Here is a 12,647-nt window from a genome sequence, read left to right on the forward strand (position 1 = left end):
CTTTTTTCATTTAAGCAATGCTTTCTAGGAAGGCTTGCATCATCCTGCTTCCTTCTTTCGTGCCGATTGATTCAGGATGAAATTGCAGACCGTAAAGTGGATATTTCTTGTGTTGGATGGCCATAATCTCACCGTCATCACTCGCTTTTGCGATAATGTTAAAATCACTGTGTAAAGATGGTACTTCAATAATAAGAGAATGATAACGCATTACTTGAATATCGCCCTCTAATTGTGCAAATAAACCTGTTTGTTCATATTGCAGATATGACAGCTTTCCATGCATGATAGTTTGGGCCTGCACGATTTTTGCCCCGAAAGCCTGCCCAATAGATTGATGGCCAAGACAAATGCCTAATATAGGGAACTTTTGATACAGCTCCTTGATAACATCAACTGTGATACCTGCTTCGGCTGGTGTTCCTGGTCCAGGGGATAAAATAATGGCTTCTGGCGACATTTCTTGTATTTCTTCTATTGTAATAGCATCATTCCTCACGACCTTGACGTTTTTCCCGAGCATGCTTATTTGTTGAAATAGATTGTAGGTAAAGGAATCGTAATTATCAATTAACAAAATCATTTTTTAACCTCCAATAGTGCACGTGCTTTATTGAGCGTTTCCTCATATTCAGATAATGGTACTGAATCGTGAACAATACCCGCCCCTGCCTGTACATGGGCTTTCTCATCTTTAATGATCATGGTACGAATTGCAAGTGCCAAATCCATATCACCTGTCGTGGATATATAGCCAACTGCTCCCGCATACACGCCACGCTTTACTGGTTCTAATTCATTAATAAGCTGCATCGCACGAATTTTTGGTGCTCCTGACACTGTGCCAGCAGGTAAACAAGCGCGAAGTACATCTAAGACATGGAGGTCGTTTCGTAGATCTGCTAAAACCTCTGACACAATATGCATGACATATTTATAGCGTTCAATATGCATGTATTTCATCAGCTTTACAGAGCCAACTTTTGCAATACGGCCAAGATCATTGCGCCCTAGATCCACTAACATGCGATGTTCCGCCATTTCCTTTTCATCTTCCAATAAGGCATTTGCCATTGCTTCGTCCTGCTCAACTGTCTCCCCACGAGGCTTGGTACCTGCGATTGGATTTGTTGTCACCTTCCGATTCTTTACCTTTACAAGGCTTTCTGGGGATGTTCCCAAAATAATATAAGATCCATAATCCATATAGAACATATACGGGGAAGGATTGGATAGGCGTAATTGACGATAAAGCGCAAACGGTGAACCTGTAAACGGGGCTGAGAAGCGTTGTGATAACACAATTTGAAAAATATCTCCCTTCAGAATATGCTGTTTCGCACGCTCCACCAAAGAGATAAATTGCTCCTTTGATATGATTGGCTTAAAATCAAGTCTATCTACTTTCAATGCATCAAATGTTGTGCCTGTATAAAGCTGCTGTGCCATCGTCGAGATAGCTGCCTCCATCTCCTCTAAGGAACGCCCCTCTCTAAATAGATCTATTGAAGCTAGTGTAATTTCCTGCGTTAAATGATCAAAAACAATAAATGTGTCATAGAAAAAAACATGGACATCAGGCATGGCTAATTCGTCCTGTAAATATTCTCCGATTTTTTCTGAATAAAAAGCAGTTTCATAACCAAAGTAACCAATGGCCCCTCCAAAAAAGGGGAATGGATAGGTCTCATCATGGAATGGCATCACTTGCCTTAAGTAATCGAGCACATTCCCTCTCGACTTTTCTTTTTCCATTCCTTTAAGAAAGAAATATTCTTCATTATTTCCTTTTAATTCAGCCACTGGATTAACTGCAATAAAGGAATAACGTCCACTTTCCTCATGCTTGGCTGACGATTCGAACAACATTTTATGCTGTCCTTTCAGTGATTGATAGACAGAGATAGGGGTCATCATATCCCCCTGTAATACTGTTATGGCATACTTTCTAAGCTCAACTGTCATTCTCTTCTCTCCTTCTCTAAGCTCTGCTCTACTACACCAGATGCATATAAAAAGGCCTTTCCATCACAAAAGGACGGAAAAGCCGTGGTGCCACCTTCATTGGTCTAATTGCAAGACCCTCTCTAAGCCTTATAACGTAGGCATACGCTAATCCATACTGTTGTTCAGGATTAGAGCTCCGAAGTCCATTCACCATTCATTTGTACTAGTTTCCACCAACCACTAGCTCTCTATGACAAATACTAATAGTTACTACTCTTCATCAACGCTGTTTGCTAGGTTATATTGTAATGCAAACTATCTTACAATTCAAATTATTTTTTACTTCTTAGCCCTTCCTCCTCATCAGGTGACACTAGAGTAATTGATAACTCCTCCAAAATTTGGCGAATGGCAAAGAAAATTTCCTGGCGTACTTCTAGCATGACGGCTGTATCATTCGTAGCGACAAAGAAACGGATAAGTACACGATAACGATCATGATGAAATTCATCGATATAAACATGGATCATGTCTTTCTCTGTTCCAGCATGTAAATAAATTTCCTTATGAATGGCCGTTAAGACGCTGCGTAATGTTTCTTCTTCATTTGTAGCAGCTACATATAAAAATTGTTCGCATTTGCGCTTTTCTCGTCTCGATAAATTATAAATGGGACGATTAACCAAATAAGAGTTCGGCACATATACAAGCCCTTTATCTCCTGTTTGAATTAATGTACTGCGAAGATTAATATCCTCAATTGTTCCTTCTATTTTTTGATCCTCGGTCGCAATCCAATCGCCAATTTGAAATGGATTATCAAGCGCCACAGACATCCCACCAAACACATGAGCTAATGTATCCCGAATCCCAAAAGCAATCGCAACCCCTGTTAAGCCAATCCCTGTTAAAAAGCCATTCAAGTTAAAATTCCAAAATGAGGCGATTGTGAACATGGCAAATATCATAATGACTACTTTACCAATCCGTAGGAAAAACGGTAATAATACATTTTGTTCCTCTTCACTAGTTAGTTGGAATGGCTGTTTTGTATAGAAATTTAAAACATCGTATATACCTTTAAAAGCAAAAAACACCATAATAGACAATACAAAATTTTTCGTTGATTTATGCGTAAATAAAGAAACATCTATTAAATAAGATAAGCTTAGTACAATGACTGCCGTCATAAATGCATAGCCAATGGCTTTATTAAATTGTGCAAGCACATTTGCTTGGAAATTTCGATGGCGATTTCTTAAAAAGGTTACCAGACGATTAATTATTTTTTTTATGACAAATCGTTGTATAAGCCAACCAACTATGCAAATAATGATAGCTATTAAGACATCCATCCAAGTTGGAACTGTAAATTTAGGTAAAAACCAATGTAATGAATCCATATATTTCTCCTTTAAAGTACCTATGTATCTCCAATAAAAAGGAGCTGACCTGCAGTAAAGGTTAGCCCCATTTTGTTATTGTATTGCATCATCTGCAAAAAAAGCCTTGTTGGCAAACCAAAATTGTTGTTTATTAAAATTATCTTCATGCATGGCAATCACAGAAAACTCAGCATAGTATTTTCGTTTCATTTCCTTTAACATCGCTTTAGCTTGCATACTGACGAGATGTTGCCCATCAATAGGAGTGCCTTCTGTAAAAATAATAACTTCGGCTTCAGAGCCTAGTTGATTTTCGTGCAGTAAGGATCTAACAAACTGTAAAACAGGCAAAAGTTCTGCTTCTCCTTTAGCCTTATATTCGATAAAACTCTTAAAATCAGCTAAATTTAAATGACCATTTTCAAAGCGATAGTGAACATGGATTTGACGGTCATAAGGGACAATATATAAATCGCGATTTTCACGATGTGCACTCATAAATAACGGTAAAATCATGCTTTTACACAGTTCAGAATAAGCTGCCATCCCTGTCGTTTGCTCTAAACAAATAATCATGGGGCCAGGATCTTGTTTGAACTCATGAAAGGGCACATAAAAAATATTACCATTCTTGGTTGTTTGCTGTTTTAGCTTTTGGCGTCTTGTCTCTGACCATTTCCGCTCGTAATACAAGCGCTGCTCCTTGCCATTAGCTAGTCTCTCAGCTTTCTCAATAGCAGGAATATTTTCTCGAATTTCATGCAGAATGTCTGCCAATTCTAGTGCAAATGCTGCCATATTTCGTAATGGTTCACTCTTGAAAAAATAGTCAATAAAATAATGTTGTTCCCTGTTGCTTAATTCCTCAAGGTGTAAGTTTTCATAGAGAAAACGTAAATAATTACGTTGTTCTAGTGACATATCTTGATCAAACTTTTCTATGAGTGATTCAATCGGGTCTTTCACGAAGCAGCACCTCCTAAGCACCACATTTTTTGGATAATGTCTATAGTATAACCAAAAATTTTTTTTGACAATACCAAAACGCTCGCTATATAGACGCCATATAAAAAAACAATGTTGCTGTTTCCAATCATTTTTTGCAAATGAAAAGAAGAGCTAGCAAGTAGCTCTTCTTTAGTTAATTATTTAATTCATAATGTTTGCCTTTTACTAAGTAAAAAAGATGTTCTGCAATATTTGTGGCATGATCTGCTGAACGTTCTAAATATCGGCAAATAAATGTTAGATGCGTGATTTGAGAAATATGTGTTGGGTCTTCTACTCCAGCACGTAGCAAGAGTGTGACCGTTGCTCCATATAAATCATCCACATAATCATCTAGTTCAGCGATTTCTTTGGCACGTACAGTATCTTCCTCCGTAAAGGCCTTCATGATGCTCTCTAGCATTTCTACGGTTTTATTACACATCGTTTGTAGATTTGTCATAGGGAACACAATCGGTTCTTTACCAATTCGAATAGCTTCTTTTGCGATATTAACCGCATAGTCGCCCACTCTTTCCATATCTGCTGCTGCTTTGACAAGAACCATGAGACGACGTAAATCTGTTGCTACAGGTTGTTGTTTAGCAATCATTAAGATCACATGGTCATTTATTTCTTCTTCAAGGCGATTAATGATTAAATCGTCTTCAAGAATTTTCAATGCTTTTTCTAAATCCTGTTCTACTAATGCTTCAAAAGCCGTTTTTAATGCGAGAATACTGCTATTGGCGAGTGCAATAAATTGCCCCTGAACTTCTTTTAACTCCTGTTCAAAACGCTCACGTACTACCATCTATTGCTCCTCCTTAGCCGAAACGTCCTGAAATATAGTCTTCCGTACGCTGATCTGCTGGTGTCTGGAAGATGATATCTGTTTTATCGTATTCTACAACTTCTCCGCTAAGGAAGAACGCTGTACGATCAGAAATACGTGCAGCTTGCTGCATATTATGTGTCACAATAATAATAGAATAGTCCTTTTTCAACTCTTGCACTAACTCTTCCACTTTTAGTGTTGAAATTGGGTCTAGTGCAGATGTTGGTTCATCCATTAAGATGACATCTGGTTCAATCGCTAAGCATCTTGCAATACATATACGCTGTTGCTGACCACCAGATAAACCATAGGCATTTTGATTTAAACGATCCTTGACCTCATCCCAAATGGCTGCACCTCTTAGAGAATTCTCAACAATTTCATCCAAAATCTTTTTATTTTTTATGCCATGAATTCTTGGTCCGTAGGCAATATTATCATAAATAGATTTTGGGAATGGGTTTGGCTTTTGGAACACCATTCCTACGCGTGTTCTTAATTCCTCAACCGTATAGCTTTTATCTAAAATATTACGCTCACGATATAAAATTTCACCTGATGTACGAACGCTTGGCACAAGCTCTACCATTCGGTTTAATGTTTTTAGATACGTAGATTTACCACAGCCAGAAGGCCCAATAATCGCCGTTACTTCATTTTCATAGATACTTAAATTAATATCCTTTAAGCCATGATGATCACCGTACCATAAATTTAAGTCACGTGTATCATAAACAATATTTTTCGCTACATCAGCGGAAGACTTAGTTGTCGCTTGATTCAATTTGACAATTGTTTTTTCCTCTTTTAAATCTAATACCATAAGGTCACCTCATTAATAACGTTTTTGGAATTTATTTCGAATAAAGATGGCTATAGAGTTCATCAATAAAAGTACAGTCATAAGCACTAAAATACCAGCTGAGGCCACATACTGAAATGCTTCTTGCGGACGTTTTGCCCAATCATAGATTTGCATCGGTAAGGCAGTGAATTGACTCAATAAACTATTTGGTAAAAATTGCAGGATGACCGGAATCCCAATTACAACAAGTGGCGCTGTCTCCCCAATTGCACGAGACAGAGCTAAAATACTTCCTGTTAAAATACCAGGGATAGCGGCTGGAAGCACCACTCGTAAAATCGTTTGCCATTTTGTTGCGCCCATACCATATGAAGCTTCACGTTGTTCATTTGGTACTGCACGAATAGCCTCCTGTGCCGCCACAATAATAACAGGTAGAATTAATAAACTCATTGTTAAGCCAGCAGCTAAAATGCTTTTGCCTAAACCCATCATGCGTACAAAAATAGTTAACCCAAGTAATCCAAAAACGATCGAAGGTACACCTGCTAGATTCGAGATATTCATACGAATAAAGTCGTTGATTCTATTTTTCTTGGCATATTCCTCTAAATAAATTGCCGTACCTACACCGAGAATAATGGATACTGGCGCTACAACTGCCATTAACCAAAGTGAACCTAGTAAGGCAGCTTTTACACCTGCTTTATCCGCAAAGCGTGATGCAAAATTCGTTAAGAAATCAATATTTAAATAATCAATTCCCTGTGTCACAATGCGGTAAAGCAAAATAGCTAAGGTAACAAGCGCAAACGTAGTAGCTAAGAAAAATAAGGTTTTCCAAACTTTATTAAATGTAATACGCTTTGTCATTCGTTTCATGACGACTGTGTCATCCATATAGCGCATGCTAGTAAACCTCCCTGAAGCGTTTCGAAATATAGTGAGCAAGTAAATTCATTACTAGCGTAAAGATAAATAGTGTAAATCCAACAGAATAGATAGAGTAGTAAATCGTTGTACCATAACCTGCGTCACCTGTTGAAACTTGTACAATGTACGCTGTCATTGTTTGGATAGAGTCCGTGACATTGAAATCAAATTTCGGTGTCGATCCACCAGCAAGCGAAACAATCATTGTTTCCCCAATTGCCCGGGAAATGGCTAATACTACAGAAGCAATAATGCCAGATAGTGCAGCTGGTAATACCACTTTAACCGCTACCTCAAATTTCGTTGCACCTAGGGCTAAAGCTCCTTCGCGCATACTATTTGGTACCGATGACATGGCATCCTCTGAAAGAGAAGTAATCATTGGTAAAATCATAATCCCTACAACAATACCAGGACTAAGCGCATTAAATAATTTGAGTCCAGGTACAATTTCTTGTAATAAAGGTGTGACAAACGTTAAAGCAAAGAATCCGTAAACGATAGTCGGTACACCTGCTAATACTTCTAAAATAGGCTTCACGATACGTCTCGTTTTTTCACTTGCATATTCACTTAAATAGATAGCTGAAGCAATTCCAAATGGTACGGCTACTACAACTGCAATAAGTGTCACTTTTAATGTACCAGCGATTAACGGCAAAATCCCAAATAACGGCTCATTTCCTGAAAACGGTAACCACTTAGTACCAAAAAGGAAATCCGTTATCGACACACGTTTAAAGAATTCAAACGTTTCAAAAATAAGGGTGAAAACAATGCCAAATGTCGTCAAAATAGAGATAATTGCTGCAGAAAATAATAGAGCTGGCATTGCTTTTTCCACTATTTTCTTTGTTTTATGATTGCGCGAATTTGCAATTAATTGCTGCACAGATGATGTCTTATTTTCCTTTTGAGAAACCATTGGGAGCTCCTTTCAAATAAGGGAGGGAAAGAGCATACATCTCTTTCCCTCTATGCATGTCTACTTATTTTAAGCCTTCTAAAGTTTTTAAGCCTTCAGTATATTCTTCTGCAGGTAAACGAACATAGCCAACAGCCTCAGCCATATCACCTGCGTTTTCTAATGTAAATTTAACGAAATCATAAGCTGCTTCATTATCTTTCATGGCACTATTTTTTACATATGTGAATAGTGGGCGAGAAAGTGGCGAATATTCGCCTGCTTCTATTGTTTCATTAGTTGGCTCTACACCATTTACTTTCACAATATTTAATTTATCTTTATTTTCTAGGTAGTAAGCATAGCCGAAGAATCCTATAGCATTTTTGTCACCTGAAACACCTTGTACTAGCATATTATCATCCTCTGATAAAGTTGCTGAGCTTACTAGATCCGCTCCGTCTAAAATGACTTCATCAAAGTAATCGTATGTGCCTGAATCTGTACCTGGTGAATAGTAAACGATTTTTTCATCTGGCCAAGATGGATCAATGTCAGACCATTTTTTCTCTTTGCCATCTTCAATCCAAATTTTTTGTAGTTGTTCTACCGTTAAATCCTTCGCCCAATCATTCTCTGGATTCACGACTACCGATAAGCCATCATATGCTAGAGCTAGTTCTGTAAAATCAATACCAGCTTCTTCTAGTTTTGCTTTCTCTTCATCTTTTATATTACGAGATGCATTTGAAAAGTCTGTTTCACCCGCGATGAATTTTTCAAAACCACCACCAGTACCAGAAACCCCCACTGATACTTTGACATCTGGTTGTGCGCCTGCATACTCTTCAACAACTGCTTCAATAATTGGTGCAACCGTTGATGAGCCATCTCCAGCTACAGAGCCTTGTAGCTTTTCATCAGCAGCTTCTTGTCCTGAACTAGCTGGTGCGTTCGTTTCAGCATTGTTTCCATTTTGTGCAGAATCGCTACCACATGCACCTAGCATTAATGCAGAACCCATTACTGCTGTCATCGTTAAGTACTTCCACTTTTTCATCTCATTTGCCTCCGTCATTAACTGTTTTATAGTTATTTGTCTTACAATCTTTACTATAATGACTGATTGTTGAAGTCGTATAAACAGTTCGTAAAAGAGATGTAAAGGAATGTAATGCTTTGTAAACGATTGTAAAGACGTATTTACAATTGGAATGCATTTTGCCTTGTCGTAATTGCATCTTGATTTTGAATTGTGCAAGCACAGTTCAAAATCCGTGACATTCTTCGAAGGCTTTATCATCATTCAGTAGATGATTGACTCCCAAAGAAAAAGGGGCCATACCCTCCATTTCACCACCTTAAGGGATAAGAGTCTTCTTCTGAATGAAGATGAAACTTGCTTCCTAATTCAAAGGTGCTATAATAAGCAATTGTGTCAGGAAATACATTATCTTGATTCAGCAAATGTTTTTTGTACCGACAGCAATGCGTAGGTACAGCCCCCTTTTCTATAGAAGGGAAAGAAAAAGTCTCGGCGGATGTCACAGATACTGAACGAAAAAGTCTGGGGCCATTATAGCGAGGCGTAATTGATGAGGAGTTTGACCTTTGTCATGAAACATGCAAAAGTACAAAATGCCGATTATTTTAAAACCTATCTATCTCTACTCATGGATCATCGCGAATTGACACTACAAGAGGCGATCGATTATATGCTAGCTTCTTATTTCGTTCACAATTTAGAACTCTATGGCGTAAAACCACGGGAGCAATTTGAACTAGCTATTCAGCAATTATCGACGTAAAGGCGCTAAATATCATAAAGGGGCATTTTGCTATGCAAACGCCCCTCTCAATACTTATTATAGTCTAAATTTTGCAACTGATTGATTGAGTTCATAAACAATTTTGACAAGTTCCTTTGAATGGTGCACAATATCAACTATGTCTATAGAGGATTTTTGAAACAATACCTTTGATTTGCACCTTTATACGCCTACTGATAGCCTTGCTTTAATGATTCATTATCTCATTGGATTCATTTTGAATACCTGTCATAATACTCGTAGTTTCACCCTTGAGCTCTATATACCCTCTACTAAATTTGGAATACTCCCCCACATCATTACCCTCTATTGTTATATTATGATATAAAATATCCAACCACAATCCATGACATAATATTCAATAAAATATGTTATCCCATTAGAATAGACTGAATTTTATTTATTTAATTAAAATTTAGCTCACTATCTATTGAAAATCAAAAAATAAAAGCGGATTCTAAAAATTTATACTCTAAATTCATATATATCGTAGGCTTATTGTTGCTCATCCTCACCATTTTTTGGAGCTGTTAATATTGATAAAATTGGCTATTTCACAGCATTTTCAGTTATATTTTCAATTTTAACACTTAGCTTTTAATTCAAAATACTCATCTAGAGAACGTATACCAATATGCATAATAGAGTTAGTATTTGCACTTTTAATTTATGATTTAAAATGAAATTATTCTAATCACTAATTTTTATAATACATTTTTCAAACGGCCTTACTCTATAAATTTTTATATAATAATATTGAAGGGGTCTTTTCTAAATCAATTACTTCATCTGGGAAATCACTTGCATTTATAGGAACAGACACAACATAAAATGTATTAAAATCCTCTAAATTTTTTACATCGATATTTACTTCAACAATAGACATACTTCCATCTGCCAACTCTGTTTCAAATGTACTTTCTTCTTTATTTAATACAGGTTTATGATTAATATAGAAAGTATTTCGATACCGAACTTTCGGATGGCCGAATATTTTAAACTTTACGCTAAGAGAACTATCATCATTTATTTGTATATTTTCAGCATTTTCTTTATTTCCTTTATTTTCTATATCAACGTGTGTAAACACACTATGTTCTAATCTATTTAAATCTGTTAATTCCTTATCCAATATCTCTTTGGTTAAAGGTTCATTATATACACTTACATTATTTAAAAATTGACTTTTTTCTATTTCTGAAAAAACATTGGTATTTGGATCCTGTCGGAAAAATAAAGAACTCACCACTTCTAAAGTAGAATGATAATTACCATAGCTACTTGTTTCCTTAATGTCAGGGATAAATGACGGGTAGTAAATACTTGTAATACTAATACTTAGTGTATCACCTTTTTTTCCAGTGATAGGTGTAAACATGAAAGTAAGAGGAATATCTTTATTATCTTCCTCTATATCTAAAACATGTAAAAATTCATAAGATTTTTCTTCATCGACTTTATAAGGTTGTGGTAATCCATCTATGAATACTAGAAACCCAATATTTTTTGCCTTTCCAGAGGCATTTACTATGTAATCTATTTTCAACTCTCCTCCGCTATAAATTAAGGGAATCATTTCACCACTATCATTTATTTTTGGATCGAAGAACCCATGACTTAAAGCACCCATAATTGTTTCGCCACCTTCTATCTGAAACGGATTCTCTTTTGTATCTGGCATTTCTTCAACGTAATCATTTTGTTTCGAACAGGCTGTATTTAATAAAATAATTACTGATAAAACTATTAACAACCTCGAAAAACTTAATATTTTCATAATTCCCCTCCACCAAATTATACTCTCTTAAAGTAATAAGAAGAGTATATTTGCTTGTTAACAAATTGAAAACCCATCCTGTATGGACAAATTACTCTAACTTGGTACATAAAAGACGATTTTTATCTCTATACAAAATACAAACATAGATGTGCTAATAAAACAGCACATCTATGTTTTGAATTAACATATTATCTTATACTACCTAATACCTACTGAAGTATAAACAGCTTTAGCAGCATATGTACTTCCACCTTGTACACCATGTGTACCATGTATTGTATATGCGTTTGTAGGAGCAGAATAATCAATACTGTGAGTTCTTTTCCCCCTAGCACTTGATGTTTGATTACTAGCTAAATTCTTACCATTTCTATCTTGAATTGTATAACCAGCAACCAAATAAGCATTATCGTTATTACTATCTACCCATGTTTCTGCTCCACCAGTACTGCCAGTAGTCCAAGAAGAACCCTTTAATGTCCCATATCCAGGGGCTGGTGTTTCAGCGGCATCAGAACCATATGCAAATGCTCCTGTGGCCAATGATAAAGAAAGAGCCGTTGCGGCTAATCCAATTCCAAATTTTTTTCCTAACTTCATATTAAAACCTCCTAAAAAATTTTATAATAAAATAGGAATTTTGTTATATATTCCTATTTATTATATTATAATACAAAATATTAAAATGCAAGTTAATTTCCAACTATAATGAAATATTAACATATTTTAGGTAATGTATCTTTAAGGTTTTTGATATATAATTTTCTTTATAGATAAACTAGATGTATTTTGACCAAATAGTGTTTTTTACTTAAATAGGAAGTATAGGTAGTAATCATAATAAAAAAAATTAACATCCCTAAATTCTCTTATTATGCGAAATAATTTAGTGAAAGGAAGGCTTTCACAGATTATTTAAGGCAATAACGATTCAGAAAATGAAAAAGGAAAATGTTCATTTGAAATCTTTGAAGAAGCAGAATTCAAAATTAATCTTGTACGAATTCCTAGGAGAAAGTATTTTTCTGAATATACACTAAAACGCAAATTAAGTTTACAAATAGAAATTGCTAGATTAGTAGCCCAGATTGCTCTTCTATTATCGGGTGCAGTGGAACCTAAAAAGATGACGTCTGCTCAGTACGAGGACACTGAAAAAGTCCACAAGATGACAAAAGCGATTGTGAGAACGGATTTACGTTTTCACAATCGCTTTTTCTTTCATTTCTTTCATTATAA

The 12,647-nt window shown here is 36.0% G+C and carries 12 protein-coding genes and 1 other annotated feature; of the genes, 1 reads left to right on the top strand and 11 read right to left on the bottom strand.

Annotated features, from left to right (window positions below; genetic code table 11):
* Positions 1-10: 10 nt before the first annotated feature.
* The 9 genes from AO843_RS18720 to AO843_RS18760 form a co-directional block, all read right to left on the bottom strand.
* On the bottom strand, positions 11-583 hold the full coding sequence (locus AO843_RS18720) for an anthranilate synthase component II (RefSeq protein WP_054612605.1): 573 nt from the start codon (positions 581-583) through the stop codon (positions 11-13).
* The gene (gene trpE, locus AO843_RS18725) at positions 580-1,965 is read right to left on the bottom strand and encodes an anthranilate synthase component I (RefSeq protein ID WP_054612606.1); all 1,386 of its coding nucleotides are present in this window, start codon (positions 1,963-1,965) and stop codon (positions 580-582) included. The genes AO843_RS18720 and trpE overlap by 4 nt, the downstream gene beginning before the upstream one ends.
* 66 nt (positions 1,966-2,031) lie before the next feature.
* Positions 2,032-2,240, bottom strand: a binding site (T-box leader).
* Between the two features lie 39 nt (positions 2,241-2,279).
* Positions 2,280-3,350, bottom strand: coding sequence for a mechanosensitive ion channel family protein (locus AO843_RS18730; RefSeq protein WP_054612607.1), 1,071 nt, complete (start codon positions 3,348-3,350; stop codon positions 2,280-2,282).
* 75 nt (positions 3,351-3,425) lie between these two features.
* A complete protein-coding gene (locus AO843_RS18735) occupies positions 3,426-4,298 on the bottom strand; it encodes a vWA domain-containing protein (RefSeq protein ID WP_054612608.1) in 873 nt (290 codons plus the stop codon).
* 175 nt (positions 4,299-4,473) lie between these two features.
* The gene (gene phoU / locus AO843_RS18740; RefSeq protein WP_054612609.1) at positions 4,474-5,133 is read right to left on the bottom strand and encodes a phosphate signaling complex protein PhoU; all 660 of its coding nucleotides are present in this window, start codon (positions 5,131-5,133) and stop codon (positions 4,474-4,476) included.
* Between the two features lie 13 nt (positions 5,134-5,146).
* On the bottom strand, positions 5,147-5,980 hold the full coding sequence (gene pstB, locus AO843_RS18745; protein WP_054612610.1) for a phosphate ABC transporter ATP-binding protein PstB: 834 nt from the start codon (positions 5,978-5,980) through the stop codon (positions 5,147-5,149).
* Positions 5,981-5,992: 12 nt separating this feature from the next.
* Positions 5,993-6,871 (bottom strand): phosphate ABC transporter permease PstA, encoded by an 879-nt coding sequence (gene pstA, locus AO843_RS18750; protein ID WP_054612611.1) that lies wholly within the window; start codon positions 6,869-6,871, stop codon positions 5,993-5,995.
* Position 6,872: 1 nt separating this feature from the next.
* Entirely contained in the window at positions 6,873-7,820 is a 948-nt protein-coding gene (gene pstC / locus AO843_RS18755) for a phosphate ABC transporter permease subunit PstC (RefSeq protein WP_054612612.1), read from the bottom strand.
* 64 nt (positions 7,821-7,884) lie between these two features.
* A complete protein-coding gene (locus AO843_RS18760; RefSeq protein WP_054612613.1) occupies positions 7,885-8,859 on the bottom strand; it encodes a PstS family phosphate ABC transporter substrate-binding protein in 975 nt (324 codons plus the stop codon).
* A gap of 556 nt (positions 8,860-9,415) precedes the next feature.
* Between AO843_RS18760 and AO843_RS18765 the strand changes: the two genes are divergently transcribed.
* Complete coding sequence (locus AO843_RS18765; RefSeq protein ID WP_054612614.1) at positions 9,416-9,607, top strand: hypothetical protein; 192 nt, start codon at positions 9,416-9,418, stop codon at positions 9,605-9,607.
* A gap of 754 nt (positions 9,608-10,361) precedes the next feature.
* Here AO843_RS18765 and AO843_RS18770 read toward each other — a convergent pair.
* Positions 10,362-11,405, bottom strand: a complete 1,044-nt coding sequence (locus AO843_RS18770) for a hypothetical protein (protein WP_054612615.1) — start codon at positions 11,403-11,405, stop codon at positions 10,362-10,364.
* A 201-nt stretch (positions 11,406-11,606) separates the two neighbouring features.
* On the bottom strand, positions 11,607-12,008 hold the full coding sequence (locus AO843_RS18775) for a hypothetical protein (protein ID WP_054612616.1): 402 nt from the start codon (positions 12,006-12,008) through the stop codon (positions 11,607-11,609).
* Positions 12,009-12,647: the final 639 nt, after the last annotated feature.

It is taken from the genome of Lysinibacillus sp. ZYM-1, assembly GCF_001308875.1.
In the GTDB taxonomy this organism is placed as follows: Bacteria; Bacillota; Bacilli; order Bacillales_A; family Planococcaceae; genus Lysinibacillus.

What these genes read in the sequence shown, in the direction of transcription:
- AO843_RS18770 (WP_054612615.1), bottom strand. Translation starts at nt 11,405, where the DNA reads ATGAAAATATTAAGTTTTTCGAGGTTGTTAATAGTTTTATCAGTAATT.
- pstA (WP_054612611.1), bottom strand. Translation starts at nt 6,871, where the DNA reads ATGCGCTATATGGATGACACAGTCGTCATGAAACGAATGACAAAGCGT.
- AO843_RS18760 (WP_054612613.1), bottom strand. Translation starts at nt 8,859, where the DNA reads ATGAAAAAGTGGAAGTACTTAACGATGACAGCAGTAATGGGTTCTGCA.
- trpE (WP_054612606.1), bottom strand. Translation starts at nt 1,965, where the DNA reads ATGACAGTTGAGCTTAGAAAGTATGCCATAACAGTATTACAGGGGGAT.
- pstC (WP_054612612.1), bottom strand. Translation starts at nt 7,820, where the DNA reads ATGGTTTCTCAAAAGGAAAATAAGACATCATCTGTGCAGCAATTAATT.
- AO843_RS18730 (WP_054612607.1), bottom strand. Translation starts at nt 3,350, where the DNA reads ATGGATTCATTACATTGGTTTTTACCTAAATTTACAGTTCCAACTTGG.
- AO843_RS18720 (WP_054612605.1), bottom strand. Translation starts at nt 583, where the DNA reads ATGATTTTGTTAATTGATAATTACGATTCCTTTACCTACAATCTATTT.
- phoU (WP_054612609.1), bottom strand. Translation starts at nt 5,133, where the DNA reads ATGGTAGTACGTGAGCGTTTTGAACAGGAGTTAAAAGAAGTTCAGGGG.
- AO843_RS18775 (WP_054612616.1), bottom strand. Translation starts at nt 12,008, where the DNA reads ATGAAGTTAGGAAAAAAATTTGGAATTGGATTAGCCGCAACGGCTCTT.
- pstB (WP_054612610.1), bottom strand. Translation starts at nt 5,980, where the DNA reads ATGGTATTAGATTTAAAAGAGGAAAAAACAATTGTCAAATTGAATCAA.
- AO843_RS18765 (WP_054612614.1), top strand. Translation starts at nt 9,416, where the DNA reads ATGAAACATGCAAAAGTACAAAATGCCGATTATTTTAAAACCTATCTA.